The sequence below is a fragment of the Nonomuraea longispora genome (assembly GCF_004348345.1).
Classification (GTDB): Bacteria; Actinomycetota; Actinomycetes; order Streptosporangiales; family Streptosporangiaceae; genus Nonomuraea; species Nonomuraea longispora.
In genome coordinates, this window is sequence record NZ_SMJZ01000131.1 from 1 (window position 1) to 25,576 (window position 25,576).

A 25,576-nucleotide genomic window follows, 5' to 3' on the forward strand; every position below is an offset into this window, starting at 1 on the left:
GGGTGGGCGGTGCCGTGATCACGCTCGGGGTGAGCGACCTCGACGACATCCTGGCCCGCCTGGCTGCCCGCGGCATCACCCACGAACCGGTGGAAACCTACAGCAACGGCGTACGTCACGTGGCCGTCCTGGACCCGGATGGAAACAGCCTCTCACTCGCCGAGGCACCCACTCAGTGAAGCCGTGCCTGCTTCGTCTTCGGCTTCTTCGACCCGGGAGCATCAGTACCCGATGTCAACCTCCTACCACGTCCGCTTCGCCGTTCCTGATCTACAAGCAGCGATGAGCGGCCTGTCCGCCGCCGCGGTCACCTGGCGCCGGCCCCGCGACGGGCGCATCGGGGACTGGGACCACCGCATCGCCTTCTCCGCCGATGGTCCCGCCTTCATCGAGCTCATCCAGGCCACGCCTGGCGGGCCATGGGACGACACCGGCGCGTCTCCCGACCCGCCCCTCCGGGCCCGACGAGGCGAACCCCGACGGCGCAGCCGAGCATGCCCTCTCACGGCGCCGTCGCCCATGCCCGGCCAGGCAGCGGAGGCAGCGGTTCGGCCAGGACGAAGCCGTCGGAGAGTACATGCTCCTCGCCACGTACCGAATGAGGCGTCAGCGCACGCGGAAGGCTCGCTCCACGGTCTGCCTGACCGTGTTGCCCGCCGTGTCGCGCGCCGTGAGGCGGAGCGACGCGAACTCTCCCTGGCGGGGAAGGATCGGAACGATCGCCTTCCAGGTGTCCTTGCCGGTGGGCACGACTATGGCCTTGCGCCAGGAGGAACCGTCACGCGACACCTCGACACCGATGCGGGACAGTGGCCGCGTCGCCCCGGTCATGCGCTCCAGCCGCAGGGGCAGCACGAGGACCCCGGGCCTGGCCGCGTTGTGCAGGTCGAGCTCGGGGGAGGCACGCAGCACGAACAGCGGCACAGGACCGGCACCCGAAGAGGTGAACGACCACTCCGTCCTGACCTTGGTGGACAGCTCGCTGGCACTGGGGCTGACCGTGCCGTCCAGCACCAGCTGGAAACGCCCGGGACCGGACTCGACGGGGAAGGCCACCGTGCCGGGTAGCTTGTCGGCCGTTCCCACGACCTGGCCGTCACGCAGGAGCGTCGTGGTGCCGCCGCCGTAGTTGCTGCTCATGAGAGAGCGGCCGGGAAGAGGCGGGTGCCACAGCGGTACGCGCGCGATGGTGACGGCCTTGTCGTTCCTGGTCACGGTGGCGTTGCCCGGCAGGGCCGGGCCGACGACGCCCGTGTTCCACCGCTCCTTCTCGGTACGGCCGGCCCGGTAGGAGTCGGCCTCGGCGTGTTCGTCGGTCTGGTGGAGTCGCCCGGACGGCATCGTCTCGATGGAGCGCCGCCACGGCACGCCTGGCGTGAAGTACCAGGTCGGCGTGGCCGGCAGCGACACGACCGCCTGGCTCCACGAGGTGTAGGAACCGACGGGGCCGTCGGTGACGGGTCCCGCGCCGAACGCCCCCGTGGCGTCGGCCCGGAGGGTGGCCAGGTGTGCTCGTACGGTGCCCAGCTCGCGATCACGCACCCGCAACGCGCCCGGCACGGATCCCTCCCTGCGCAGCAGCAGGTTGTACTGGTAGGGCGTGTCGGTGAACGTGCCGTCCGGGCGCAGGGCCGCAAGCTGGCTGAACATCTCGAAGCGGAACCCGCGCGCCTTCCCCTTGGTGGGCGACACGCGGAAACGCAGCGGATCGGGCGGGACGTTCCGCGGCAGCGAGAAGCGGTCGAGGGAGAACCTTGCCCCCCACTGCCGGCCGTCCTGGCGGTCCTGGATGAAGGTGAAGGTCTCTCCGGCCGTCCTGGCATCGTCGTGGTCGGTTTCCACGTTCTGGAGCCTCGCGTCGCGGGCGTCGAAGACGAGCTCCCGGTCCGCCTTGACCTCCAGTCCGGGGACCGGCACCACGCTCAGCTCCTGGTGACCGTCGGGGAACCTGGTGCGCAGCACGGCATAGGCCAGGTAACGGCCCGCGGGCACGCGGACGGGTCCCTCGCTGTCGCCGTGGTTGACGCCGATGCTGATGAGAGGGCCGCCGTCTTCCGGCATGAGCGTCATCGGCATGAAGTCGTCCGGACGGTCGGGGACCGTACCGAGCTGGTCGATCATCTTCACGTGCAGGTCGTAGCTCTCCACCTCGGTGGAGAGGTTGACCAGGGTGGAGACGGTGACGCCGCCGCCCGTCGCGGTGATGCGCCCGGGGAAGGCACCAGGACGGGACGACTTCACCTGCGCGGTGACGGTGACCGCCGCGGTGTCGTTCGCGGGGACGGTCACCTGCGTCGCGCCCAGCTCGTACACGCCCTCGGGCGCTTCCAGAGCAAGGTCGAGTGTGACCGGCGCGGTGCCGGAGTTGCGGTAGGTGAGGGTGCGTTCGATGGGTTCGTCGTCATACGGCCAGCGCAGGTGCCCGAAGGACAACGTGCCCGTGTCGGCGGCGACGGTCTGCTTGACGGCCTTGGCGATGTCCACCCGCCCGGCGCCGTTGTCGGTGAGTGGCCCACCCGGCTTGACCGAGCCGACCATGCTCGCCTTGAGCTGCTGCCACGTCCAGTCGGGGTGCTGCTGGGCCAGGATGGCGGCGGCGCCGGCGACGTGCGGGGCGGCCATCGAGGTGCCGGAGTACGCGATGTGGCCGGTCGTACCGGCCTGGGCGGCGGTGATGTCCACGCCGGGGGCGGTCAGGTCAGGCTTGATCGCGAAGTCCGCCACGCGAGGGCCGCGGCTGGAGAATCCGGCGAGCTCGTCCTCGGAGTCCACCGCGCCCACCGTGAGCGCCGAGTCGGCGCTGCCCGGGCTGCCGAGCGTGCTCGCGCCCGGCCCGTCGTTCCCCGCGGCGATCACGAAGAGCACGCCGCTGTCGGCGGAGATGTGTTCGACGGCCTGCTCCAGCGGGTCGAGTCCGGGTTCGTCCGGGTGGCCGAGGCTCAGGTTGACGATCTTGGCGCCCTGCCGGGCGGCCCATTCCATGCCGGCGATGATGCCGGAGGCGTTGCCGCTGCCGCGGTCGTCCAGCACCTTGCCGCTGAGCAGCCGGGCTCCAGGCGCGACGCCCTTGCGCGCGGGCGTCCCCGCGGCCCCCTGGCCGGCGATCGTGGCGGCGACATGGGTGCCGTGGCCGTTCCGGTCGACGGCGTCCTCGCTGTCGGTGAAGTTCTGGGCGGCCTCCACCCGGCCGGCGAGGTCAGGGTGCTTGTCATCGACGCCGGTGTCCAGAACGGCCACCTTGACGCCCTCACCGGTGAACCCGGTCTGCCAGGCCTCGGGCGCGCCGATCCGCGGAACGCTGCGGTCGAGCGAGGCCTTGACGGGCGCGTCCAGCCACACCTTCGCCACCGAGCTGTCCTGCCCGAGCTGTGCCCACACGGCCCGCTCGCGCGGAGCCGTGGCCGCCACGGCGTTGATCGAGGTCAGCGTACGGGCGCCCGCCAAGGACGTCTTGGGCGCGGCCCCGTCCCGGTACTGCACGATCAGCGGCAGTCCCTTGACCGAGCCGTCATCCAGCCCGGCCGCGATCAGGCGGGGAACCTGGAAGAGGCTGCGGTCCAGCACGCCCCTGGCCACGTCGCCGGCGACGTCCAGCGGGATGAGCGTCCAGTCGTCCTTGGTGCCCTCCGTGACGTACCGGACGTCCTTCCTGCCGGGACCCGCCTCGAAGCCGACCCGGTCACCGTCCACGGTCACGCGGTCTCCGGTGATCAGCGTCACGCTCTTGGCGGCGGCCGGGTCGGTCGGTGGAGTGTCCGCGACGGCCGGGGGGACCACGGCCAGGGGGATCGCCAGCGCGACCACCGCAAGGAGCGTTCTGGCTAACATAGTCGTTTCCTCCTCATAGGGCATGAGGAGTCAAGCAGGGGAGCGCTTGCACGATCAAGCAGCTCGGGTGGCGTCATCAGTCATGGCGCATGTACGACACCACGCCCGGACCCCACAGCCGGTGAGTGGGCGGTTGCGGACCGCGGCGCGAGCAAGTAGCGCGCCGACCTCACCGGCAAGGCCCACCGACACAACCTGGTGTCCCTGCTCTCGGGCCGAGAAGTCGCCGGCATGCGGCTGGAGACCTCATCCGAGCCGATCCAACATGATCACCCGCTTCAGGCAATGGACAGGCTGCATGACCAGAGTCGCTCTAGGCAACCGCCACGAGGCGGTAGCAACGAAAGCACGTGTGTTCGTCCGGCCTGACCTCCCCACAATCCACCCGATACCGGCCCGGCACGATCTCCACGCTGATCGCTTCCGCGTCCATGGCGCCCCGTACCTGGTCGATCTGGATCTCGGCTCCCGGTACGGCGGCATCGAGCAGCACCATCGACCCACCGAAGTCCATGGCCGGACCCTGCTCCCAAGCGACATCGCCCAGGTCCGACACCGCCTGCTCCACGTCGCAGTCGGGATCGCCGTAGACCCACTGCACGAACATTCTCAGCCGCTGGAAGTACGTGATACTCGTGGGCTCGTCCCAGAAGACCAAGGCCGGCTCGCCTGCGCCGAACCGGATCACTCCACAGTCGTCGACCGCACATGCCAACTCGTAGTCGTCACCCCTCGCACCGGTCCACTCGTTCAGCGCCTTCTCCGCCACGAGTACCAACGGCCCACCCGACGACTCCGCCCAGATCTGCACAACCTCCTCTTGCCCGGATGACTGCGGCGATGAGATCACACACCACCACCGCCCTCAAGCCGACGCAGGGGGAATGCGGCCTTGACGTGCGCGGTCGCCGTCAAGCGATCATGGCGTATGACCAGGGTCCTGTCGACACCGCCCGTCATTCCCTCCGGCTCCCTCGCTGACTCCCCGCAACCCGTGCTACCCGCCTCCGGCGGCGTGCTGCTCCGTCCCTGGGAACGGGCCGACGCACCGGCGTTCCTCGCCGCCTACCGGGACGACGAGATCAGGCGCTGGCACACGCGCCGCCCCTCGGGCGAGACCCAGGTCCTGCAGTGGTTCGACACCTATCAGCAGGACTGGGAGCGGGAGAAGGGCGGTCACTGGGCGGTCACGCGCGACGGCGGCGAGGTGCTCGGCCGGATCGCCCTACGCGGCCCGGACTTCGACGACGGCACAGCCGGCGTCGCGTACTGGGTGCTCCCGGCCGCCCGCGGTGCCGGCGTGGCCTCCCGTGCCCTCACGACGCTCACTGCCTGGGCCCTGGAGGAGATCGGCTTCCACCGCCTGGAGTTGGACCACTCGACGCGCAACGCCGCCTCCTGCCGGGTGGCCACAAAGTCCGGCTACCTTCTGGAAGGCACCAAGCGAAGCGCCGCCGTGCATGACGACGGCCGACACGACATGCACCTGCACGCCTGCATCCGAGGCGTTTGAGTGAGGAGCTACGGAGATTCCGGACAGCCCGTCACCATGCGCGCCGCGAGCCCGGAGAGCGGCACCGGCGAGTCACGTTACTCGGTGAGCCATCGGTCCGCGCGGCGATGATTCATCAGCACAGCACCGCAGAGGCCGACCGCAGGATCGCCGACGCCATGAACGTGAAGATCCAACAGAGCTAATGGCCCGCTAATGACACGAAGCCCCGTTTCCATGATCGGCAACGGGGCTGTTCCACGAGGTGGGCGGTACTGGGTTCGAACCAGTGACCCCTCGCTTGTAAGGCTCGCCACGAGAAGGTGGGACCTCGGGTGATTCGGGGTCCCACCTCGGCGAACGTTCCCCCCTGGTCCTCGACCGTCCGCGCTCGTCCTGGGCCGTTGTCACTCGGATAGTCACTCAGTGGGAACGGCCTGGCCGTGCTCCAGATAGACGGTCTTGCCAAGCTCGCGTGCAGCGGCGGCGGCTTTGAGGCGACGAGCAAGCCGCTCGATCAACAGCCCGTCCAGTTCCTCGATGGTATGAAACTCGTAGGCGCTCAGCTCGTTGTCCATGAACCTGATCTGCTTGATCAACTCGCCGTCCAAGGTGCCGCCGTCAAACACGAACAGGACCTTGTCGCCCTCCTTCGGGAGAGGCGCCCAATCGACCACGAGGAGGCGACCGACGGCCGGCTGAATGCCCAGTTCCTCTTGCACCTCTCGAATGCACGCCTCGTACGGGGTCTCCCCCGGCTCGACGTACCCGCCTGGGATGTCCATGGAGGGCTTGTATGTAGGACGGACGAGAAGCACACGACCGCTGTCATCGAAGAACAGCGCACCGGCGGCAGCACGAGCCTGGGCGAACGGCGGAGCTTCCTGATCGTTCACAGCCCCGACCATACGCCACAGGGACTGCCTTCAAACGATGTGCAGTCGCCGGGCGAGAGCTGTGAGTTGGAAACTGGGTTTGCCCTTCTGCCTTCTGATCCACGACATCGTGAGCTGGCGGCTGAGGTAGTGATGGCGCACCTGCTCGGGAGCGATGGTCTCGGCCTCCAACAGCGCGGCCATCGCGTCATCGGTACGGTTCCACAGACTCAAGGCATGCGCCACGGCCAGGCCATGACGAGCGCGACGTTCGATCGGAAGCCCGCTGGTATCCAGCTTCGGTCCGAGTTCCACAGCCACCTGGATGTCTCCCAGCTCGATCGCCGTGGCCACCTGATGGATACGGACGTTCGTCGGCCCGAACGCGGTCCAGACATGGTTGGCGTCACTGCCGAGCCGCACCGCCGCTTCCTGTGCCTCGGCGAGGAACGCGCGTGTCGTGCTGCGGTCGTCGTCTCGCGCCGCCGCCATCGACCCAGCGAGGTACAGCGTGCCGTACACCGAAAGCAGCTCAGCCGTGGCGTGCGGGAGGTCAGGAGACAGCAGGTTGGCGGCGTCCATCGTGAGCTGCTTGGCTGCCTCGTAACGGCCGTTGGACAGAAGGGCGTGGGTCACAGAGCGAAGCAATGAGGCTGTCACGAGCTGATCACCGGATTGCCGTGCGAAGGACAGTCCCCGCTCAGCGGCGATCCACGCGAGATCAGCCTCACCCACCTTGGTCAGGATGCTGGCAGCGGCGTGGTAGACCTGCCCGAGCACTCCCAATGCGGCCATGCGCGCGTCACCGTTCGCTGCGCGCGCAGCATGATGCGCCTCCCCCAGGAGTCCAGGCAGAGTCCGTATCACGTAGCTGTATCGGGCTCCCTGGTACGCCCGCCATACCTCGGCAACAGCACGTCGCAGGTCGGCCTGACTGGAAGGTTCCGTGTTCTCCACGAGCCCGGCCATCGGCGAGAGCTGCCGATAGTCCGTGATTGCGGCGCGTAGTGCGGGGATGGTCTGTTCGCCGCTTCCGTCCGTCCACTCGAACAGGTGTGGCTCAGCCAGCAGATCACCGAGGGACACATCCAAAACGCTCGCCAGGGACTTGATGACGGACAGACGATCCAAGGTGATGCGGTCGTTCTCCACCTTGCTCAGCCAATCGGTGGTCCGTCCCACCAGCCCGGCCAGTACGTCTTGAGACATCCCACGCCGTCGCCGGTACCAGGCCACGCGCTGGCCGATGGACAGATTGCTGGTCATTCCTCGCATGCACCTCATCCTCATCGGATGCCTACGACGGACCCCTGAATTTCTTTCCGGCCTCACAGCTCAGCCGACACATACCGTCACGCTACGTCACTGCCGTACGTGATGGGAGGCCACTAATGCAACCGCCGAACCGACACCCCACGCCAGAGAAGCACGCTGCCCGCGCCCTGGCCGACGCCCTTGCCGCTCACGGCGTATCCGCAGACGTGCATGACGGCTACGGTCTGAGCCTGGTGTCGGTGTGGGTCGGGCTCGTCATCTGGTGCGATGGCGATTGGTACTGGTGGCGGGCAGGCTGGGACGACTACTGCAAACGGGTGCTGTACGCCCGTCATCCGGCTATCGAACCGTCGAGAGCCGCGCGACGGGTCGCCTTCCGCTACGCGGACCTCCAGCGAAGACACCCCCTCTCGGAGAGGATCCGCGATCTACGCCGGGAGACCAGGGAGGCGAGCCCTCAGTGAAAGAAGCTCGCGAGAAGTTGGGATGTCGAGTCGAAATCGTGGGCATGCTCCACAGTCCCGCCCGCACTCGGGCCGTTGGAGATTTGTTGATCGGGCAGCGCGGAACGGTGGCGGAGGTCCTGCGTAGTGGGACGTTGGCGCTCGTAGAACTGGAAGCCAACTGGGCCGACCTTCCAAACGGAGTGCGGCGCTGGCCAGTCCAGTGGGACGACCTGCTCATCTGCTCCGTGCAGACCGAATCAGACACCGTTTACGCCGACTATCGCCTCGGTCTGTCGGGATCAGGCCGTGAGGCGATACCGCACGCAGTTCGTGCGGACACCAAGGACAGTCTGTGCGGGCAGGAGGTATACCCTTTGCCCATCTGCGGTTGGTCTATCCCGTTCACGCCCACGACGAAGCGGGCTTGTGCGATATGCGTTAAAGCTGTACAGAAACAGTCCACTTCGGACGGAGAATTTCTCCCAGCGAAAGACGTCAGGTCGTCCGTCCAAGGCCCTGACGCTGGCCCAAGCGCTCGCCGTTCTCGCGCAGGCGGAGAAGAGCGGCGAGCGCATGCGGGCCTACATCGTCTTGTCCCTGCTGATCGGCGCTCGTACGAAGGAGCTGCGGGCGCTACTCTGGTCGCACGTCGTGGCGTACGACCAGAGTCGTGCCGCCTGGCTGCCGGTGGCCCAGGCAGGCTGGGAGCACAGCGACTTCGCGGTTTACGTCTGGCGGTCCGTCCGGCAGAAGGGCGACACCAAGACGGTGAAGTCCCGCCGGTCGCTCAGGCGCTGCGTGGACGCGTTGCGCCTCCTCAAGGACGCCCAGGACGTCGCGCGGGAGAAGGCAGGAGACCGATGGCAGGACACGGACCTGGTGTTCTGCACGCGGACGGGAACGCCCGTCACGGCCCACAACGTACGGCGCGACTTCCGCAAGGTCGTCGAGGCGGCAGGGCTCACTGGACGGGAGTGGTCACCTCGCGAGCTACGGCACAGCTTTGTGTCCGTGCTGTCAGACTCCGGCGTCCCCGTCGAGGACATCTCGCGCCTGGTCGGCCACTCCAACACGGTGGTCACCGAGACGGTCTACTGACACCAGATCAGGCCCGTGATCATGCAAGGAGCTGCGGCGATGGACAAGATCTTCGGGAGTTAGTCACTCACTTAGTCACTCACTTAGTCACTCAGTCGCCGTTTTCAAGATCAAAGATCCAGTGTCTTCGCAGGTGGGCGGTACTGGGTTCGAACCAGTGACCCCTCGCTTGTAACGAGCCATGATCGACTGCGCGTGCCGTTGGCCTGGGCTGCCCTGCGCGGTCCTCACCGCCTTGGAAGCCACCCTGCCAGAGCTAATGGCACGCTAATGGCACGGTGATCATGCCCCTCTCGCCTGCGGCCGTGCCGATTGATCAGGGCCTCTCCACCGTACTGGGGTCGCTGAATGGCACCCGAATGGCACGCACCCCGTGTCACGTACGCGCTGACTTTCCAAGGCAGCGACAGAGCGACAGATCGGCACCACGATCAGCCACGTTGCCCGGTGGACCAGGGTGAGGAACGAACCCTGGACCTTCGATCGCCCCCAGCCATGCAAGGGACCAGCCGCGCTGTGGCGATCGTAAGGGCTGCATCTGTGCGGCGGCGCGGCAACCCTGGCCGGAGCGTTCGGTCGGTACGGCGGGGCCGGCGTGCGGTGCCCGGCCCGGTGTCCCGCCACCGTCCGGGACCGGCCCCCAGGCCGCACGCCCGGACGGCGGGCGGGCGGAGGGCCGGGGGTACGGCGGCGCGCCGCGCCGCCGCTTGATCCCTATGAGCACGATTCGGCAAGAGCGAAGCATGACAACGAAATGGTGTGTATCTGCTGCAGTTCCAAGGTCATCGGTGCAGAATCAAGGCATGCCCGTTCACAAAAGGCCGACATGGCCGCTATGCATCTTGGACGATTGCAAGGCGGATCAAGCAAGCTATGGTTGCGATAAATGCCTCACGCATGCATCCGAGGAAGAATTTGAAGCATGGCTTACACAGATAGGGCCGGGATCGAAAATATACCTAGGAAAGACGCGGCTAACCAAGGAGACCCTAGAAAGAATCAAGCAGTCCGTGAGCGAGCAGGATGGTCACCCTAACTTCGGGCACCTCTCCCTGAGGCAGGCTGAAATTGATGGCCCTGTAGACTTGAGGTATTCTCGCTTCCCTACGGAGCCCGATTTCTCCAACCTGAAGACGTCTTCTTATGTAGATCTCGAAGGAGCGCAACTAGAGAAAGGAATTAAAGCAAGCTCCATCGAAGCACCGGAAGGCGTCGACTTCTATCGTGCGACACTGGGTGGCGGACTGGACTTAACAGGCTCGAAGATCGGCGATCGTCTCAGAATTGCTCGCTGTGGCACCATTAATGGATCACTCATACTGAGAAGTTGCAAGATAGATGGCGAACTCGAAATTTATGATATGACAGTGTCCGGCTCCACCTATCTGTCGAACATGACAATTGAGGGCGATTTCTCCATTCGCAATTCGTCATTCACTAAAGATGTCCAATGTTTTTACACGATCTCCAACCGTGAAGTAATTTTATTGGATTGTCGTTTTCTCGACCGAGTAGATTTCGAAGGATTGCGTGTTGGGCATGATCTGACTTGGGATGGAACCACTTTTCAGAAGAATTCAATTTTTGACAAGACTGACGTGTCCGGTTTCATAGAGGGTACAGCCATCTTTCACGGAGAAGCCAGTTTTACTCGCGCAATCCTTCGATCCCCCACCACGATACGAGCCTGCGTACGCGGAGTTGATCTGCGAGAAACCAGATTCGAGACAGGAGCTACTCTAATTCTCCGCTACGCGGCCGTGGACATGTCGGGCGCGATCCTTGCCGGCCCAACAAGCCTGATTGCCCTTAATCGCCCCTTCCGGGGGATCTTCGACGATCCTCTGGAAGAGCCTGAACAATTAGCCGGCGATCCACGCGTAATGCTAATCGATGTGAGTAGCGTTGATACGAGCAATCTCACACTGATCGATATAGACTTGACGCGTTGCCGATTCACCGGAGCATTCAACCTGGATAAGCTTCGACTTGAAGGTGCGTGGGCTTTCAATGAGCCACCGCGCGAACGCATCGGATTGACGCCATTCAGATGGACAAGACGAAAGGTAATTGAAGAGGAGCGCCAGTGGCGCGCACTTCGTAGACACTCACGACCGCTAAAATCTGGATGGGGCGATCCCCCAGATCACGAGCGGAATGTTCCCGGGCTCGCCGCATTGGCGACCATCTATAGACAACTTCGCAAGAGTCGAGAAGACGCCAAAGACGAGCCGGGCGCCAACGACTTTTATTATGGCGAGATGGAAATGCGTCGCCATAGCCAAGAGTGGCGAATGCCAGAACGCTGGCTATTGCAAGCTTACTGGCTGCTATCGGGCTATGGTCTCCGCGCCTCACGCGCCTTTGCATGGCTTGGCATCTCCATGACCATCACAATTATTTTGCTGATGGGTTTCGGCCTTCCTCAAAGCTCTCCAAAGCAGGAGGCAATTGGGACCATTTTTGATTCTGGACGGAGAGTCACACTCGAGATTGGAAAGCAAGCTCCCAAAAATCCGAGCGGAGTAAGATTCACCAGCGAACGCCTTGAGAAGGCAATTAACATAACACTCAACTCTGCGGTATTCCGTTCCAGCGGGCAAGATCTCACCAGAACTGGGACGTACATCGAGATGGCATCAAGGATTGTCGAGCCAGCCCTTATAGGGCTGGCAATACTGGCGATTCGCGGCCGCCTCAAGCGCGGAAACTAGCCGTAAGATGGTTGGCCGCCATTGAATGGCTCATCCATGGACGCACATGAATACATGCGTCAGACTAGTCTCCCGATCGATCCGGACACCTACGACTACCGGCGCGCTGCTCGGGACGCGCTGCACTTCTCCAAGCTCGTGGACCGCTTCGTGCAGAACCTGCGCCGCGTCGCGGGCTATGACGTGCAGTACTTCGCCTCTGTGGAGCCCCAGAAGCGCCTCGCCCCGCACCTGCACATGGCCATCCGAGGCACCCTGCCCCGCGCGGAGATCAAGCAGATAGCTGCCGCCACCTATCACCAGGTGTGGTGGCCACAGGCTGACGAGGTGCGCTTCGAGGGCGATCACCTGCCTACGTGGCAGGACGGCACTGGCTACCTGGACCCGGCCACCGGCGAAGTTCTGCCCACCTGGGACGAGGCCCTCGACGAGGACGCCGGCCCCCTCCACGTCATCCGCTTCGGCGATCAAGTGGACGTCCAAGGCGTTCTCGCCGGAACGCCCGACGCCGACCAGTGCATTCGCTACCTGTCCAAGTACCTCACCAAGTCCATCGGCGACGCCCTCAACGGCGGCCAGGCCCAACAAGAGCACGCGGCCCGCATGCTCGACGCCCTCCGCTACGAGCCCTGCTCCCCCGCCTGCCCGAACTGGCTGCGCTACGGCGTCCAGCCCAAGGGCGCCAAGCCCGGCATGCTGCCCGGCCGCTGCCGTGGCAAGGCCCACAAGCCCGAACACCTCGGCTACGCCGGACGCCGCGTCCTGGTCTCCCGTAAGTGGAGCAACAAGACCCTCGCCGAACACAAGCAGGACCGCCGCACCTGGGTCCTGGAAGCCCTCGGCCAGGCCGACGAACCTACCGACCCGCACCGCTACGTCTGGAGACCGGTCCCGGCTGGAGACGCCAACGTGCCACCGCTCGCCGTCCGGCTCCTCCGGTCGGTCCATGAACGCCAACGCTGGCGAGCCCACCTCCGCGAGCTGGAGGCCAGAGCATCCGGACAAGATCTTTCGGCAACCGAGGACGAAAGGCGGGCGGCCTGATGGCGAACAAGCCAGGCAAGCGGCGCTTCGGCAGCATCCGCCAACTCCCGTCCGGCCGATTCCAGATCCGCTACCCCGGCCCTGACGGCAAGCTCCGCATGGGTGAGACTACCTACGCCCGCGAGCGCGACGCCGAAAAGGCGCTTTCGCTGATCGAGGCCAAGCTGATCACCGGCGATTGGACCGATCCACAGCGTGCCAAGGTCAAGCTCGGCGACTACGCGGACAAGTGGATCACTGAACGGACGAACCTCCGGCCTCGTACCGTCGAGATCTACAGGGGACTGCTCAAGCGCTACATCAGCCCCCACCTGGGCGGCGTGCCCGTCGGCAAGCTGGACACGGCTGCGATCCGCGAGTGGCGCGTCCTGCTTCTCGGCAACGGCGTCGGCCAGTCCGAGGTGGCCAAGGCCTATCGGCTCCTGCGGGCCGTGCTCATGACGGCGGCAGACGATCAGATCATCCCCCGCAACCCGTGCCGTATCAGGGGCGCGGGCGAGGAGCAGCCGGAGGAGCGGCCGGTCCTCACCATGGCGAAGGTGTTCGAGCTGGCCGACCTGATGCCCGTACGCCTGCGCGCCCTGGTCCTCATCGCCACTTTCGCCAGCCTGCGTTGGGGTGAGGTGGCGGCTCTGCGTCGGATGGACCTGGACCTCGCGGCCCCGCACGGTCAGCGTTCGGCAACAGCATGTAGAGCTGGACACGGGCGAACTCCTCGTCGGCCCGCCCAAGTCCCGCGCGGGAGTCCGTACGGTCGCCATCCCGGAAGCGATCCTTCCAGCGCTCCGCGATCACCTCGACCAGTTCACCGGCCCAGAAGCCGACGCGCTGATCTTCACCGGCTCCCGGGGCGGCATCCTGCGCCGGAGCAACTTCCGGCGCGCGGCCAAGTGGGACAAGAGCACCAGGAAGATCGGCTTCCCGGGCCTGCACTTCCACGATCTCCGACACACCGGCAACACCATCGCTGCCAGCTCCGGCGCGAGCCTCAAAGATCTCATGCAGCGCATGGGCCATGACTCCGTCCGAGCCGCGCTGATCTACCAGCACAGCACTGCGGAAGCGGACTGCAAGATCGCTGACACCATGAACAGCAAGATCACAGAGGCGCTGCCGCCCAAGGCGAGAGGCCGCTGAGCAAGATCGCCAGCGTCGGCTAATGGCACGTTAATGGCACGAGCCCCGTTTTCCCAGGTGGGAGACGGGGCTGTTTTCGCAGGTGGGCGGTACTGGTTTCGAACCAGTGACCCCTCGCTTGTAAGGCGAGTGCTCTACCGCTGAGCTAACCGCCCCTGATCGGCACTACACCTTACGACACCATCGGCGCCGATCGCACATCCACCGTCCACTCCGGACCCAGCTCAGGACGGCCTGCCGCGCGCCACCCGAGAAGGGCGGCCCCCAGCATCCCCGCGTCCACCCCGAGCGCCGCAGGCACCAGGGGTGGGGCGTCGCGGAAGGCCAGGCGCTTGACCAGGCGGGTGCGTACCGGGTCGAAGAGGGCGGGGCCCGCTTCGGCCAGGCCGCCGCCGAGGACGATCAGGGAGGGGTCCAGCAGCAGTGTGTACGTGGCCAGCGCCAGCGACAGGGCCTCCACGGCCTCGTCCCATACTTCGATGGCGATCGGGTCGTCGGAGGAGACCACCTGTTCGGCCTTGGCGCCTTCCACGCCCGCCCGCTCGCTGTAGCGCCGCCCCACCGAGGCGGCCGAGGCGTACGTCTCCAGGCAGCCGAACTGGCCGCACGCGCACTCTTCGCCGTCCGGGAAGACGGGGGTGTGGCCGATCTCGCCGGCCCAGCCGGCGGAGCCGCCGTACGGTTCTCCGTGGACGATCGAGGCGCCGGCGATGCCGGTGCCGATGGGCAGGAAGAGGAAGTCGGAGACGCCGCGGCCCGCGCCGAGGATGCTCTCCGCGAGCCCGCCTGTGCGTACGTCGTGCCCCAGCATGACGGGGATGTCCAGAGTGGTGAAGTCCGTGGCGGGGACGTCGCGCCAGCCCAGGTTGGCGGCGTAGACGGCTGAATTGTCGGACACCAGTCCGGGTACGGCCAGGCCGACGCCCGCCGGGACGCCTTCGCCCGAGCCAGCCAGGTGGGCGATGAAACCCGAGATCGCGGCCACGACCGCCTCCGGGCTTTCCTCCCGTGGGGTCGGGCGCCGCTCGCTCAGCAGCACCGCGCCGGACTCGCTGACCAGGCCGCCCTTCATGGACGTGCCACCGACGTCGAGCGCTACGACGAACGAACTCTTTGCGGACACGGAAGGAGACGATAGCGCAGCTCAGCAAATGTCCGGACAGTTCTCATGGAAGCGCCGACCGTGGCGTGCGGCCCCGAAGCGCCCCAGCCCCGCGTACGGGCCCGCGAGCGCGCGACCGCCACCCAAGAGGCCACGCCCTACCATCGGCCGCGCAGGCACGGCTCAGGCGCGACCCAGCAGCGGCTCAGGCGCGTCCGAGCACCCTGTTGAGTGCGGCCTCCACCTCCGCGGAGAGCCCAGGCGGAGGCGGCACCGAGACGGTGAGCGTGTCGGAGCGGGCCATCCGCACGGCCCCGCAGGACCGGCACTCCACTTCGCCGAGCCGGCAGATCAGCGTCGTGGACCCGCAGGTGGAGCACGACTCCAGGTCGTGGTCGTGCAGCCGTTGACAGTCCGGGCAGATCAGCACCTGGGACTCGTCGCGCACCCCGCGCTGCCACGGGCTGGCGCCGCGCACCGGGTCGGTCTGCCGGGCCCCGCAGCGGTAGCAGGGCATGGTTTCCTCCGAAGTCAGGAAATGTCGGCGAGTGCCTTCACGTAGTCGGCGACGTCACGTGCGGTGGAGGTCGGGTTGACCACCTTCCACCGGATCACGCCCTCGCCGTCGATGATGAAGGTCCCCCGTAGCGCGAGCCCCTTCGCCTCATCAAAGACACCGTACGCCCGCGCGACCTGTCCGTGTGGCCAGAAATCGGAGAGGAGCGCGAACGTGTAACCCTCACGATCCGCCCATGCGCGGTGCGTGAACATGGAGTCGACCGAGACGGTCAGCAGGTGTGCCCCGTCGAGCGGGTTGTCGCGCAACGCGGACAGCTCGCCGTGGCAGATCCCGCTGAAGGCAAGCGGGTAGAAGACCAGCACGACATTGGCGCCCCGGAACTGGGACAGGCGCACCGGCGTGCCGTGCTGGTCCTGCAGCTCGAAATCAGGAGCCTGGGCGCCGACCTCGGCAGGATGTGCGTTCACGTGAACCATCCTGCCGTACGGGCGCTCGGGCTCCTACCGTCCTTTGGGCGTCACGAGCCTCGTGCCTGACCAGTCGGGGGCGGCGGAGATGCTGCTGGTCTGCGAGAGACCCGCGGTCGTGGCATCCTCCCCGATGTCGCTCGGCTCCACGTGGCCATCGCGCCCGGCCTTGGGAGTCAGCAGCCAGATCTGGCCGCCCTTGGCGAGTGATCGCATGGCGTTGGTCAGTGCGTCGAAGAGGTCTCCGTCGCCGTCGCGCCACCACAGCAGCGCCACGTCGACGACGTCGTCACTCTCCTCGTCCAGCAGCTCATTGCCGGTCAGGTCTTCGATGGAGTCACGAAGCTCGTCGTCGACGTCCTCGTCCCAACCGATTTCCTGCACCACCTGACCCGGCTTGAGGCCGAGTCGTTCGGCCAGGCCGCGCTCGCCCTGCGCCTGACCCGCGGTCGCGCTCACGTTTATCCCTCCTGCTTGAGTGGCCCCGCTTATGCGGTTTATCGCTTCGGCACAGTCCACACGCTGTGACCCTCGGTCGTCAACGGTCGCCACGGGTACGGCCGTGGTCGGCCAGAATCAATCAGACAAAAACGACAGGCGAACCTGGCGTTGCGGGTTGTCGATGTTCAGGTCGACCAGCGCCACCGACTGCCAGGTGCCCAGCGCCATTCTCCCGCCCAGCACGGGGATCGTGGCATAGGGCGGGATCAGCGCGGGCATCACATGTGACCTTCCGTGCCCGGCCGAACCGTGGGCGTGACGCCATCGGTCGTCGGGCGGCAGCAGGTCGTGGAGCGCGGTGAGCAGGTCGTCGTCGCTGCCCGAGCCCACCTCGAGCAGGGCGACCCCGGCGGTGGCGTGCGGCACGAAAATGTGCAGCAGACCATCTCCGCCCTGCCCTCGCACGAAGTCGGCGCATTCGGCCGTGATGTCGTGCACCGTCTCTCGTGAACCGGTGGTCACAGAGATGATTTCAGATCTCACAGGAAAATCTTACTTAGGGACAACGACCGCATCAGGACCGGGAAACACCAGCCCCGTGTGGCCGTCATCGAACCGCACCATGTAGGGAGGCCCGCCGTCCGGGCCGTGGACCTCCACGATTACTCCGATCCGGTCCCTTTCGCCAACGGTATTCCCGTGCACCAGGAGCCGGTCGCCTACCGTCGCATTCATACCTCCAGACTGATACTCCGAAGGCCGCAGGAAAAGACCGTATCCGGAGACAAGGGACTTTTTGCCCGCCAAGCTCGGGCAAGACGAATGATGACCAAAACGTTATGTGGAGCGCACCGTGGCGACCGGCGTGCCGGACCCCGATTCCCCTCTGAGCGAACAACAAGCGCCGCCGACGCGACGCCGGCCCTCGCACACGTCTCTATATACGCGCGCGTCTATACGCGCGCGCGAGACACCCCCTCTCGGCGGGTACGACCACCCGCCCCCTGCCGGGAGGCGCAGGGCAAGAGGCTAGACTCGCGCGGCACGGCGCCAGGACGTGTACCCCAGCCCCTCCGGGGCAGGTTTCCCGTAACGACGCCGACGACCCGGGACCACCTCAAGACATTGAGCGAAATTTCGTCAGTTTTCCTGTCTTGTTAATTTGCTCCTGGGATGTAACCTGTGGCGAGATTCGTCCTACCATCGGTGGTCTAGGCCATCGGCACCCCTCCTGCCAGCAGGGACACCCTGGTTACCGGCGAGTAGAGATGCGTTTTCTCCGACTAGCGACCAGGATGGAAGGCGACCCAGACCAGTCATCAGTCCACCTCGGAAGGCGAGACCCAGTGGCTTCCGGACGCCAGCGATTCTCGATCATCAGCGACGGCCTACCCAGCCAGTTGCCTGATGTCGATCCCAGTGAGACCAACGAGTGGCTCGAGTCTCTCGACAACGTCGTCAAGACCGAAGGCCGCACCAGAGCCCGCTACCTCATGCTCCGCATGCTCGAGCGGGCCCGCGAGCACCAGGTCGGCGTGCCGGGCTTGCGCAGCACCGACTACATCAACACGATCCCGCCGGAGCGCGAGCCGTGGTTCCCGGGTGACGAGCACGTCGAACGCCGCATCCGCGCCTACATCCGCTGGAACGCGGCCATCATGGTGTCGAGGGCCAACGCCCGCACCAACGTGGGCGGGCACATCGCCACCTACGCCTCGGCCGCCTCGCTCTACGAGGTGGGCTTCAACCACTTCTTCCGCGGCAAGGACCACGGCGAGTCGGGCGACCAGGTCTTCTTCCAGGGGCACGCCGCGCCGGGCATCTACGCCCGCGCCTTCCTCGAGGGCCGGCTCAACGAGTCCCAGCTCGACGCGTTCCGTCAGGAGCTGTCGCACGGCTTCCACGGGCTGCCCTCCTATCCCCATCCGCGGCTGTTGCCTGACTTCTGGGAGTTCCCGACCGTCTCCATGGGCCTCGGCCCGATCGGCGCGATCTATCAGGCGCGGTTCAACCGCTACCTGCTCAACCGGCAGATCAAGGACACCAGCCGCAGCCACGTGTGGGCGTTCCTCGGCGACGGCGAGATGGACGAGCCCGAGTCGCTCGGAGCCATCGGCCTGGCGGCGCGCGAGGAGCTCGACAACCTGACGTTCGTGATCAACTGCAACCTGCAGCGGCTCGACGGCCCGGTCCGCGGCAACGGCAAGATCATCCAGGAGCTGGAGTCCTACTTCCGCGGCGCCGGCTGGAACGTCATCAAGGTCGTGTGGGGCCGCGACTGGGACCCGCTGCTGGCGGCCGACGTCGACGGCGTCCTGGTCAACCAGATGAACACGACGCCCGACGGCCAGTTCCAGACCTACTCGGTCGAGTCGGGCGCCTACATCCGCGAGCACTTCTTCGGCTCCGACCCGCGCCTGCGCAAGATGGCCGAGCACCTGACCGACGACGACATCCGCAAGCTGTCGCGCGGCGGCCACGACTACCGCAAGGTCTACGCCGCGTTCAAGGCGGCCCGCGAGCACGTCGGCCAGCCGACCGTGATCCTCGCCCAGACCATCAAGGGCTGGACGCTGGGCAAGGACTTCGAGGCGCGCAACGCCACCCACCAGATGAAGAAGCTCACCAAGGCCGAGCTCAAGGAGTTCCGCGACCGGCTCTACCTGCCGATCCCCGACTCCGCGCTCGAGGGCGAGCTGCCTCCCTACTTCCACCCGGGCGAGAACGACCCCGAGATCCAGTACATGATGGAGCGCCGCGCCGCGCTCGGCGGTGTGCTGCCCAAACGGGTCGTCCGCGCCAAGCCGGTCAAACTGCCCGGCGACGAGGTCTACTCCACCTTCCAGAAGGGTTCGGGCAAGCAGCAGGTCGCCACCACCATGGCGTTCGTGCGTCTGCTGAAGGACCTCATGCGCGACAAGGAGATCGGCCACAGGTTCGTGCCGATCATCCCCGACGAGGCCCGTACGTTCGGCCTCGACGCCATGTTCCCGACGGCGAAGATCTACTCGCCGCACGGCCAGACCTACGAGGCCGTCGACAGGGAACTGCTGCTGTCGTACAAGGAGGCGGTGCAGGGGCAGATCCTGCACGAGGGCATCAGCGAGTCGGGCTCGATGGCCTCGACCATCGCCGCCGGCACGTCGTACGCCACCCACGGCGAGCACATGATCCCGATCTACATCTTCTACTCGATGTTCGGGTTCCAGCGCACCGGCGACCAGATGTGGGCCATGGGCGACCAGATGGGGCGCGGCTTCCTGCTCGGCGCCACCGCCGGCCGCACCACGCTCAACGGCGAGGGCCTGCAGCACGAGGACGGCCACACGCCGCTCATCGGCTCGACCAACCCGTCCGCGGTCATCTACGACCCGTCCTGGGCGTTCGAGGTGGCCCACATCGTCAAGGACGGCCTCAGGAGGATGTACGGCGACCAGCCGGAGGACATCTTCTACTACCTGACCGTCTACAACGAGCCCTACCTGCAGCCGGCGCAGCCCGCGCACATCGACGTGCAGGGCCTGCTCAAGGGCCTCTACAAGTTCGCCGAAGGGCCGCAGACGCAGGGCCCGAAGGCCAACATCCTGTCCTCCGGCGTCGCCGGGCCGTGGGCGATGGAGGCGCAGCGGCTGCTCGCCGAGGACTGGGGCGTGTCGGCCGACGTGTGGTCGGCGACGTCGTGGACCGAGCTGCGCCGCGAGGCCCTGGCCTGCGAGGAGCACAACCTCCTCAATCCCGACGCCGAGCGGCGCGTGCCCTACGTGACGCAGGCGTTGTCGCAGGCGCGCGGGCCGTTCGTGGGCGTCAGCGACTACATGAAGGCCGTACAGGACCAGATCGCGCAGTGGGTGCCGGGTGACTGGTCCTCGCTGGGCACCGACGGGTACGGCCTGTCCGACACCCGCTCGGCGCTGCGCCGCCACTTCCACGTGGACGCGGCGTCGATCACTCTGGCCGTGCTGTCCAGCCTGGTCGGGCAGGGCGAGCTCGGCGGCGAGGTGCTGCGCGAGGCCATCGCCCGCTACCACCTGAAGAACGGCGTCACCGAGGCGGGCGGTGCCGAGAGCAACGACACCCAGTCGATGGGCGTCTGAACCGTCCGATCACGGCGCTCCCGCGAGGTCCTCGCGGGAGCGCCGTCGTCGCGGCGCGACCAGGGTGGATACGCGCCGCCTCACCCGGGTTTGGTGCACCGTCACGTATTGTGGGCACTACTTCCCCCTGAGAGACGAGGGGAAGATCCATCGATATGCGACGTGTCCTAGCCGCCGCCCTGCTCGTGACCGCCACGGGCTGCTCCACCGCCCCCGCCGAACCCGCCACGGACGCTCCCGGCGAAACCGCGACGATCGACTGGGGGGCCTGCACCGACCTCGAGCGCCCCGACGGTGAACCTCCCGCCCGCCAGGACGCCTCCGTGCGGTGCGGCACGCTCGCGGTGCCGCTCGACTACTCCAAGCCCGAAGGCGAGCAGCTGAACCTGGCGCTGATCAAGCTGCCGGCCACCGGCAAGGGCAAGCGGCTCGGATCCGTGGTGTTCAACTTCGGCGGCCCCGGCGCGTCCGGCGTCGACACGCTCGACCAGGCGGCCAAGGCGCTCACCACGCTGCGCACCCGCTACGACCTGATCAGCTTCGACCCGCGCGGCGTCGACCGCAGCTCCGGGGTACGCTGCGGCGACGCCTCCGAGCTGGAGACGTTCACCTCGCTCAACACGCTGCCCCCCGGGGAGGAGACGCGCCGGCGCACCACGGCGGCCAACAAGAGGTTCGCCGAGCTCTGCGAGCGCGACTCCGGCAAGATCCTCCCCCATGTCGGCACCGTGAACGCCGCCCGCGACATGGACCGCATCCGCGCCGCCGTGGGCGACTCCAAGCTCAACTACGTCGGCATGTCGTACGGCACCCAGCTCGGCGCCGTCTACGCCACCGAGTTCCCTCACAACGTGGGCCGGATGGTGCTCGACGCGCCGCTCGACCCGACCGTCTCGTTCGAGCAGCGCACGCTGGCGCAGACGCGCGGCTTCCAGCAGGCGTACGAGAGTTTCCTGCGGTCGTGCGTGAAGTCCACGTGCGCGCTCGGCAAGGACGAGGCCACCGCCAACAGCAACGTCGAGAACCTGCTCATGCGGCTGACCACCAAGCCGCTGAACGTCCACGGCCGCACGCTGACGCAGGGGCTGGCCTCCACCGCCGTGGCCGCCGCGCTCTACTCCGAGCTGACCTGGCCGTTCCTGGAGCAGGCGCTCAGCGAGGGGCTCAAGGGCAACGGTGAGGCGCTGCTCTACCTCGCCGACAACTACACCGGGCGCAAGGAGGACGGCACCTACTCCACGCAGATGACGAGCTTCCCCGCCATCACCTGCGCCGACACCGCCGAGCGGCCCAGCGAGGCCGAGCTGCGGCGCACCGAGGCGGCCGCGTTGAAGATCTCGCCGCTGTTCGGCAGCGAGGGCTCGGGCGGGCTGTGCCGGGTCTGGCCGGTCAAGGGCAGCGACCAGGCGCGGCGCGTGGACGCCACCGGGTCCGCGCCGATCGTGGTGGTGGGCGGCAAGGGAGACCCGGCCACGCCGTACCAGTGGGCGCCCAAGCTGACCTCGCAGCTCGGGACGGCCACGCTGGTGACGTACGAGGGCGAGGGGCACGGGGCGTACCTGTCGGGCAGCAAGTGCGTGCACGAGCTCGTGGACACGTACCTGATCGACGGCAAGGTCCCGCAGCAGGGCGTCACGTGCCCGGCGGCCTAGGCTGGGTCAGGTGACGGAGAACAACGCGCGGAGCGCGGACCAGGCGACGGAGAACGGCGCTGGAGGCGGGCGGATCGCCCACATCGAGACGGAGGCCGCGCGCCTGGCGGCCCTGGCCGGTGACCTGTCCGTCCCGGTGCCGACGTGCCCGGGATGGACGATCGCCGACCTGATCACCCACGTCGGCCGGACCCACCGCTGGGCGGTCCACGTGCTGCGCGATCAGGTGCGGGAGAAGATCTGGTCGCGGCAGGTGCCGAGCGGGCTGGCCGAGGGGCAGAGCGGCGACGCCGCCTGGCTGATGGAGGGAGCCGCCGAGCTGCTGGACACGCTGCGCACCACCGATCCCGAGCTGGAGGTGTGGACGTGGGGCCCGGACCGGCGGGCCGCGTGGTGGCCGCGCCGGATGCACTTCGAGCTGGTGGTGCACCGGGTCGACGCCGAGCTCGCGCTCGGCCTCGACCCGGTCGTCCCGGCGGGGGTCGCCACCGACGGCGTCGAGGAGTTCCTGCACAACCTGCCGCACGCCGTCTGGGTCACCCGGTCACTGGCCGGGCTCGGCATGGAGGGGGCCACGATCCACCTGCACGCGAGCGACGGCGAGGGCGAGTGGACCATCACGCAGGGCCCCACCGGGAAGATCACCTGGGCGCGCGGCCACGCGAAGGGCGACGCCGCGGTCCAGGGCCCGGTGTCGGAGCTGCTGCTCATGATCTATGGCAGGCGCTCACCCGGCGACCTGACCGTGCACGGCGACCGCGAGCTTCTCGACCGCTGGCTGGCCGCCGTCGACTTCTGACGAGAGCCCTGGACGCGCCGCCGCTCGGCGATCGGCGGCGTGTCCAGGGCGTCAAGGTGATCCGCTCCGCGCAGAGCGGCCCGTGGCGGGGCCGGTGGTCGCGGGGAAGGCGCTTCCCCGGCCAGCGCCCGGATGATCACCTGCGGTGGAAGACTCCGAAGACGCTGCCGGACACGTCGCTCACATAGGCGAAGTCGGTGCCGGCGCCGTCGTCGATCACCTTCATCACCACCTTGCCGCCCAGCGACTCGCTCTTGGCGCAGGTCGCCTCGACGTCAGCCACCTGAACGTGGAAGATCGCATGGTCGGGGAACTCCCCCTTGGTGTTGAACAGCCCGCCCATCGGCCCGCCGGTGCCCGGCCCGCTGATCGTGCGGTAGTCGATCGGGCCGCCCTCACCGGTGAACTGCCAGCCGAACAGGCCGCCGTAAAAACGCTGGGCGCCCTCGGGGTCGTCGGTCGCGACCTCGAACCACGTCACCGTGTTGTCCATCATCGTCTCCTCATCTGTCGAACAGGACAACGATCTAACGGCCGGGCGACAACCCTATGTCGGTGTTTCCTCTTGATTTTTCGATCGGATGTTCAGTCGAGCGCGGTGCCGTGGACGACCATCTCGGGCACGTCGGTGGCGAACCCTTCGAGCGGGCGCTCGGGACAGCGCTCGGCGGTGACGGCGGCGGAGGCGATGCGGTCGAGGCGGAAGACGCGTACGTCGTCGCGGAGCCGGCACCAGGCCACGAGATACCAGAAACCGCCACGCCCGCCCAGGAACACGCCCGGCTCGACGTCGCGCGTGGTCAGCGCGCCCTTGGCGTCGGCGTAGTCGAGGCGGAGCACGCGGCGGCGCAGCAGCGCCTCCTCGATGGCGCGGGAGATGCCCTCGGCGCCGAGCGGCTGGACGCCGGCGTCGGGCTGGTCGGGCGGCTGGACGAGCTGCACCCTCCGGGCCAGCTCACGGGCGAGCTCGCCCTCGGGCCCCGGCATCGCCGCCACGACCTTGCGTAACGCGCTGCGGGCCTGGCGGCCGAAGGGCTGGTCGCCGGCCCGGCTGAGGGCGACCGCGATCGCCACCGCCTCGGCGGGGCTGAAGTTGAGCGGGGGAAGGGACATCTTCTTGTCGATCGCGTAACCGCCCTTGCGGCCCTGCTGGGCGTAGATCGGGACGCCGGACTCCTGCAGCGCGGTGATGTCGCGCTCGATCGTGCGCACGCTCACCTCGAACCGCTCGGCGAGCTCGCGGGCGGAGCGGCAGCGTGGCGCGATGGCGCGCAGGTCTTCGACGAGCGCGTAGAGCCGGTCGGTACGGTTCACAGCCGCGACGCTACGCCGGGCGACCGACAATCGCGGGCCCCCGCGGCGCCCGGCAACCCCTGCCTCACCGTACGACTACAAAGATCTGACGGCCGGGGGGAGGGCGCCCGGGGAACCGTCAGGCCCGGGTCCAGTCGAGGAGCCTGTCCAGGGGCCAGGTGTTGACGATCCGCTCCGCCTCGATACCGCACATGGCGGCCCGCTCGCAGCCGTACCGCTGCCAGTCGAGTTGCCCGGGGGCGTGCGCGTCGGAGTCAATCGCGAACACGCACCCCATCTCGTACGCCAGCCGCATCAGCCGCTTGGGCGGGTCGAGCCGGTCGGGCCGCGAGTTGATCTCGACCGCCACCCCGAACCGTCGGCACGCCTCGAAGACCAGCTCCGGCTCGAACTCCGACTCGGGCCTGCGCTCTCCGCGCCGCCCGCCGGCCCGCACCACCCGGCCGGTGCAGTGCCCCAGCACGTCCACGAGGGGGTCGGCGACGGCGGTGACCATCCTGCGTGTCATGCCGCCGGAGTCCATCCGGAGTTTGGAGTGCACGCTCGCCACCACCACGTCAAGCCGTTCGAGCAGCTCCCTGTCCTGGTCGAGCGAGCGGTCCGGATTGATGTCGACCTCGATGCCGGTCAGGATCCTGAACGGGGCCAGGCGCTCGTTCAGCTCTGCCACCACCGCGAGCTGGCGTTCCAGGCGCTCGGCCGAGAGGCCCTTGGCCACCGTCAGGCGAGGGGAGTGGTCGGTCAGCGCCAGGTATCCGTGGCCGAGCCGGGCGGCGGTCTCGGCCATCTCCTCGATCGGCGACCCGCCGTCCGACCAGTCGGAGTGGCTGTGCAGATCACCTCGCAGCGCGCCGCGCAGCGCGGCGGTCTCGGCGTCGAGCTCGACCCCCTCCGTTGCGCGCAACCGCCGCAGGTAGGTCGGAACCTGACCTTCGAAACTTTCGTTGACCACAAGAAAGGTGACCTTGCCGATGCCCGGCAGGTCGGCGAGGCCACCGGTGCGGACCAACCGGGCGAGCTCGTCCTCGGGAAGGTCGGCGACGACCGCGGCGGCGCGGCGGAACGCCCGTACACGGTAGGTCGGCTCGCCGGCGCGTTCCAGCAGAAAGGCGATCTCGCGCAGGGCCAGGACCGGATCCATACATCCTCCATAGCCGAAATAAATCGAGATGCACTAATTACTCATTGAACACGGACGGTCGCCGCCGCTAGAGTGATCGGCCCATGAAAGCAGGAGCTTGATGGCACCACCGCCGCCCACCCACCACTCCCCTCCGC

The 25,576-nt window shown here is 67.2% G+C and carries 21 protein-coding genes, 1 tRNA gene and 2 pseudogenes; 10 read left to right on the top strand and 14 right to left on the bottom strand.

Annotation, left to right across the window (positions count from 1 at the left end; genetic code table 11):
* The first annotated feature begins 14 nt into the window (after positions 1–14).
* A complete protein-coding gene (locus E1267_RS48050) occupies positions 15–179 on the top strand; it encodes a VOC family protein (protein ID WP_425465100.1) in 165 nt (54 codons plus the stop codon).
* Between the two features lie 427 nt (positions 180–606).
* Here E1267_RS48050 and E1267_RS28800 read toward each other — a convergent pair whose 3' ends face one another.
* Together E1267_RS28800 and E1267_RS28805 are read right to left on the bottom strand one after the other, a co-directional pair.
* On the bottom strand, positions 607–3,828 hold the full coding sequence (locus tag E1267_RS28800) for a S8 family peptidase (protein ID WP_165959854.1): 3,222 nt from the start codon (positions 3,826–3,828) through the stop codon (positions 607–609).
* Between the two features lie 313 nt (positions 3,829–4,141).
* Positions 4,142–4,639 (bottom strand): Imm21 family immunity protein, encoded by a 498-nt coding sequence (locus E1267_RS28805; protein WP_165959855.1) that lies wholly within the window; start codon positions 4,637–4,639, stop codon positions 4,142–4,144.
* A 117-nt stretch (positions 4,640–4,756) separates the two neighbouring features.
* On the opposite strand from E1267_RS28805, the gene E1267_RS28810 reads away from it, so the two are divergent.
* Positions 4,757–5,341, top strand: a complete 585-nt coding sequence (locus tag E1267_RS28810) for a GNAT family N-acetyltransferase (RefSeq protein ID WP_132336921.1) — start codon at positions 4,757–4,759, stop codon at positions 5,339–5,341.
* A 398-nt stretch (positions 5,342–5,739) separates the two neighbouring features.
* On the opposite strand, the gene E1267_RS28820 is transcribed toward E1267_RS28810, so the two are convergent.
* Positions 5,740–6,216, bottom strand: coding sequence for an NUDIX domain-containing protein (locus tag E1267_RS28820; protein ID WP_246064326.1), 477 nt, complete (start codon positions 6,214–6,216; stop codon positions 5,740–5,742).
* A 30-nt stretch (positions 6,217–6,246) separates the two neighbouring features.
* Positions 6,247–7,461 (bottom strand): helix-turn-helix domain-containing protein, encoded by a 1,215-nt coding sequence (locus tag E1267_RS28825; protein WP_132336924.1) that lies wholly within the window; start codon positions 7,459–7,461, stop codon positions 6,247–6,249.
* Between the two features lie 881 nt (positions 7,462–8,342).
* On the opposite strand from E1267_RS28825, the gene E1267_RS28830 reads away from it, so the two are divergent.
* From E1267_RS28830 to E1267_RS48060, 5 genes and pseudogenes are all read left to right on the top strand, one after another.
* The gene (locus tag E1267_RS28830) at positions 8,343–9,014 is read left to right on the top strand and encodes a tyrosine-type recombinase/integrase (RefSeq protein WP_281283719.1); all 672 of its coding nucleotides are present in this window, start codon (positions 8,343–8,345) and stop codon (positions 9,012–9,014) included.
* Positions 9,015–10,024: 1,010 nt separating this feature from the next.
* The gene (locus E1267_RS28835) at positions 10,025–11,728 is read left to right on the top strand and encodes a pentapeptide repeat-containing protein (protein WP_132336926.1); all 1,704 of its coding nucleotides are present in this window, start codon (positions 10,025–10,027) and stop codon (positions 11,726–11,728) included.
* Between the two features lie 69 nt (positions 11,729–11,797).
* Positions 11,798–12,772: pseudogene (locus tag E1267_RS28840) on the top strand (replication initiator); the annotation flags it as partial.
* Positions 12,772–13,077, top strand: a pseudogene (locus E1267_RS48055) (site-specific integrase); the annotation flags it as partial. The pseudogenes E1267_RS28840 and E1267_RS48055, both read left to right, overlap by 1 nt.
* A gap of 313 nt (positions 13,078–13,390) precedes the next feature.
* Positions 13,391–13,909 carry a tyrosine-type recombinase/integrase gene (locus E1267_RS48060; protein WP_425465101.1) on the top strand — a complete coding sequence of 173 codons (519 nt, stop codon included), beginning with the start codon at positions 13,391–13,393 and terminating at the stop codon, positions 13,907–13,909.
* A gap of 83 nt (positions 13,910–13,992) precedes the next feature.
* On the opposite strand, the gene E1267_RS28850 is transcribed toward E1267_RS48060, so the two are convergent.
* The 7 genes from E1267_RS28850 to E1267_RS28880 form a co-directional block, all read right to left on the bottom strand.
* Positions 13,993–14,064, bottom strand: a tRNA-Val gene (locus tag E1267_RS28850).
* A gap of 17 nt (positions 14,065–14,081) precedes the next feature.
* Positions 14,082–15,032, bottom strand: coding sequence for an ROK family protein (locus E1267_RS28855; protein ID WP_246064328.1), 951 nt, complete (start codon positions 15,030–15,032; stop codon positions 14,082–14,084).
* Positions 15,033–15,216: 184 nt separating this feature from the next.
* Entirely contained in the window at positions 15,217–15,528 is a 312-nt protein-coding gene (locus tag E1267_RS28860; protein WP_132336928.1) for a hypothetical protein, read from the bottom strand.
* 14 nt (positions 15,529–15,542) lie between these two features.
* On the bottom strand, positions 15,543–16,007 hold the full coding sequence (locus E1267_RS28865) for a peroxiredoxin (protein ID WP_132336930.1): 465 nt from the start codon (positions 16,005–16,007) through the stop codon (positions 15,543–15,545).
* A gap of 24 nt (positions 16,008–16,031) precedes the next feature.
* Positions 16,032–16,457, bottom strand: a complete 426-nt coding sequence (locus tag E1267_RS28870) for a DUF3052 domain-containing protein (protein ID WP_132336932.1) — start codon at positions 16,455–16,457, stop codon at positions 16,032–16,034.
* Between the two features lie 117 nt (positions 16,458–16,574).
* Positions 16,575–16,982 carry a secondary thiamine-phosphate synthase enzyme YjbQ gene (locus tag E1267_RS28875; RefSeq protein WP_132336934.1) on the bottom strand — a complete coding sequence of 136 codons (408 nt, stop codon included), beginning with the start codon at positions 16,980–16,982 and terminating at the stop codon, positions 16,575–16,577.
* Positions 16,983–16,991: 9 nt separating this feature from the next.
* Entirely contained in the window at positions 16,992–17,174 is a 183-nt protein-coding gene (locus E1267_RS28880; protein ID WP_132336936.1) for a DUF1918 domain-containing protein, read from the bottom strand.
* 611 nt (positions 17,175–17,785) lie between these two features.
* On the opposite strand from E1267_RS28880, the gene aceE reads away from it, so the two are divergent.
* The 3 genes from aceE to E1267_RS28895 all read left to right on the top strand — a co-directional run bounded on the left by aceE (position 17,786) and on the right by E1267_RS28895 (position 22,984).
* Positions 17,786–20,533, top strand: coding sequence for a pyruvate dehydrogenase (acetyl-transferring), homodimeric type (aceE, locus tag E1267_RS28885; protein ID WP_132336938.1), 2,748 nt, complete (start codon positions 17,786–17,788; stop codon positions 20,531–20,533).
* Between the two features lie 155 nt (positions 20,534–20,688).
* Positions 20,689–22,185 carry an alpha/beta hydrolase gene (locus E1267_RS28890; protein WP_132336940.1) on the top strand — a complete coding sequence of 499 codons (1,497 nt, stop codon included), beginning with the start codon at positions 20,689–20,691 and terminating at the stop codon, positions 22,183–22,185.
* A 10-nt stretch (positions 22,186–22,195) separates the two neighbouring features.
* Positions 22,196–22,984, top strand: coding sequence for a maleylpyruvate isomerase family mycothiol-dependent enzyme (locus E1267_RS28895; protein ID WP_165959856.1), 789 nt, complete (start codon positions 22,196–22,198; stop codon positions 22,982–22,984).
* Positions 22,985–23,120: 136 nt separating this feature from the next.
* Here the strand turns inward: E1267_RS28895 and E1267_RS28900 are convergent, their stop codons facing one another.
* From E1267_RS28900 to E1267_RS28910, 3 genes are all read right to left on the bottom strand, one after another.
* Positions 23,121–23,480, bottom strand: a complete 360-nt coding sequence (locus tag E1267_RS28900) for a VOC family protein (RefSeq protein WP_132336949.1) — start codon at positions 23,478–23,480, stop codon at positions 23,121–23,123.
* Between the two features lie 89 nt (positions 23,481–23,569).
* The gene (locus E1267_RS28905; RefSeq protein WP_132336951.1) at positions 23,570–24,298 is read right to left on the bottom strand and encodes a helix-turn-helix transcriptional regulator; all 729 of its coding nucleotides are present in this window, start codon (positions 24,296–24,298) and stop codon (positions 23,570–23,572) included.
* A 118-nt stretch (positions 24,299–24,416) separates the two neighbouring features.
* The gene (locus tag E1267_RS28910) at positions 24,417–25,439 is read right to left on the bottom strand and encodes a PHP domain-containing protein (protein WP_132336953.1); all 1,023 of its coding nucleotides are present in this window, start codon (positions 25,437–25,439) and stop codon (positions 24,417–24,419) included.
* Positions 25,440–25,576 lie beyond the last annotated feature (137 nt).

What these genes read in the sequence shown, in the direction of transcription:
- E1267_RS28800 (WP_165959854.1), bottom strand. Translation starts at nt 3,828, where the DNA reads ATGTTAGCCAGAACGCTCCTTGCGGTGGTCGCGCTGGCGATCCCCCTG.
- E1267_RS28865 (WP_132336930.1), bottom strand. Translation starts at nt 16,007, where the DNA reads ATGGTTCACGTGAACGCACATCCTGCCGAGGTCGGCGCCCAGGCTCCT.
- E1267_RS28825 (WP_132336924.1), bottom strand. Translation starts at nt 7,461, where the DNA reads ATGACCAGCAATCTGTCCATCGGCCAGCGCGTGGCCTGGTACCGGCGA.
- E1267_RS28880 (WP_132336936.1), bottom strand. Translation starts at nt 17,174, where the DNA reads ATGAATGCGACGGTAGGCGACCGGCTCCTGGTGCACGGGAATACCGTT.
- E1267_RS28890 (WP_132336940.1), top strand. Translation starts at nt 20,689, where the DNA reads ATGCGACGTGTCCTAGCCGCCGCCCTGCTCGTGACCGCCACGGGCTGC.
- E1267_RS28900 (WP_132336949.1), bottom strand. Translation starts at nt 23,480, where the DNA reads ATGATGGACAACACGGTGACGTGGTTCGAGGTCGCGACCGACGACCCC.
- E1267_RS28910 (WP_132336953.1), bottom strand. Translation starts at nt 25,439, where the DNA reads ATGGATCCGGTCCTGGCCCTGCGCGAGATCGCCTTTCTGCTGGAACGC.
- E1267_RS28860 (WP_132336928.1), bottom strand. Translation starts at nt 15,528, where the DNA reads ATGCCCTGCTACCGCTGCGGGGCCCGGCAGACCGACCCGGTGCGCGGC.
- E1267_RS28810 (WP_132336921.1), top strand. Translation starts at nt 4,757, where the DNA reads ATGACCAGGGTCCTGTCGACACCGCCCGTCATTCCCTCCGGCTCCCTC.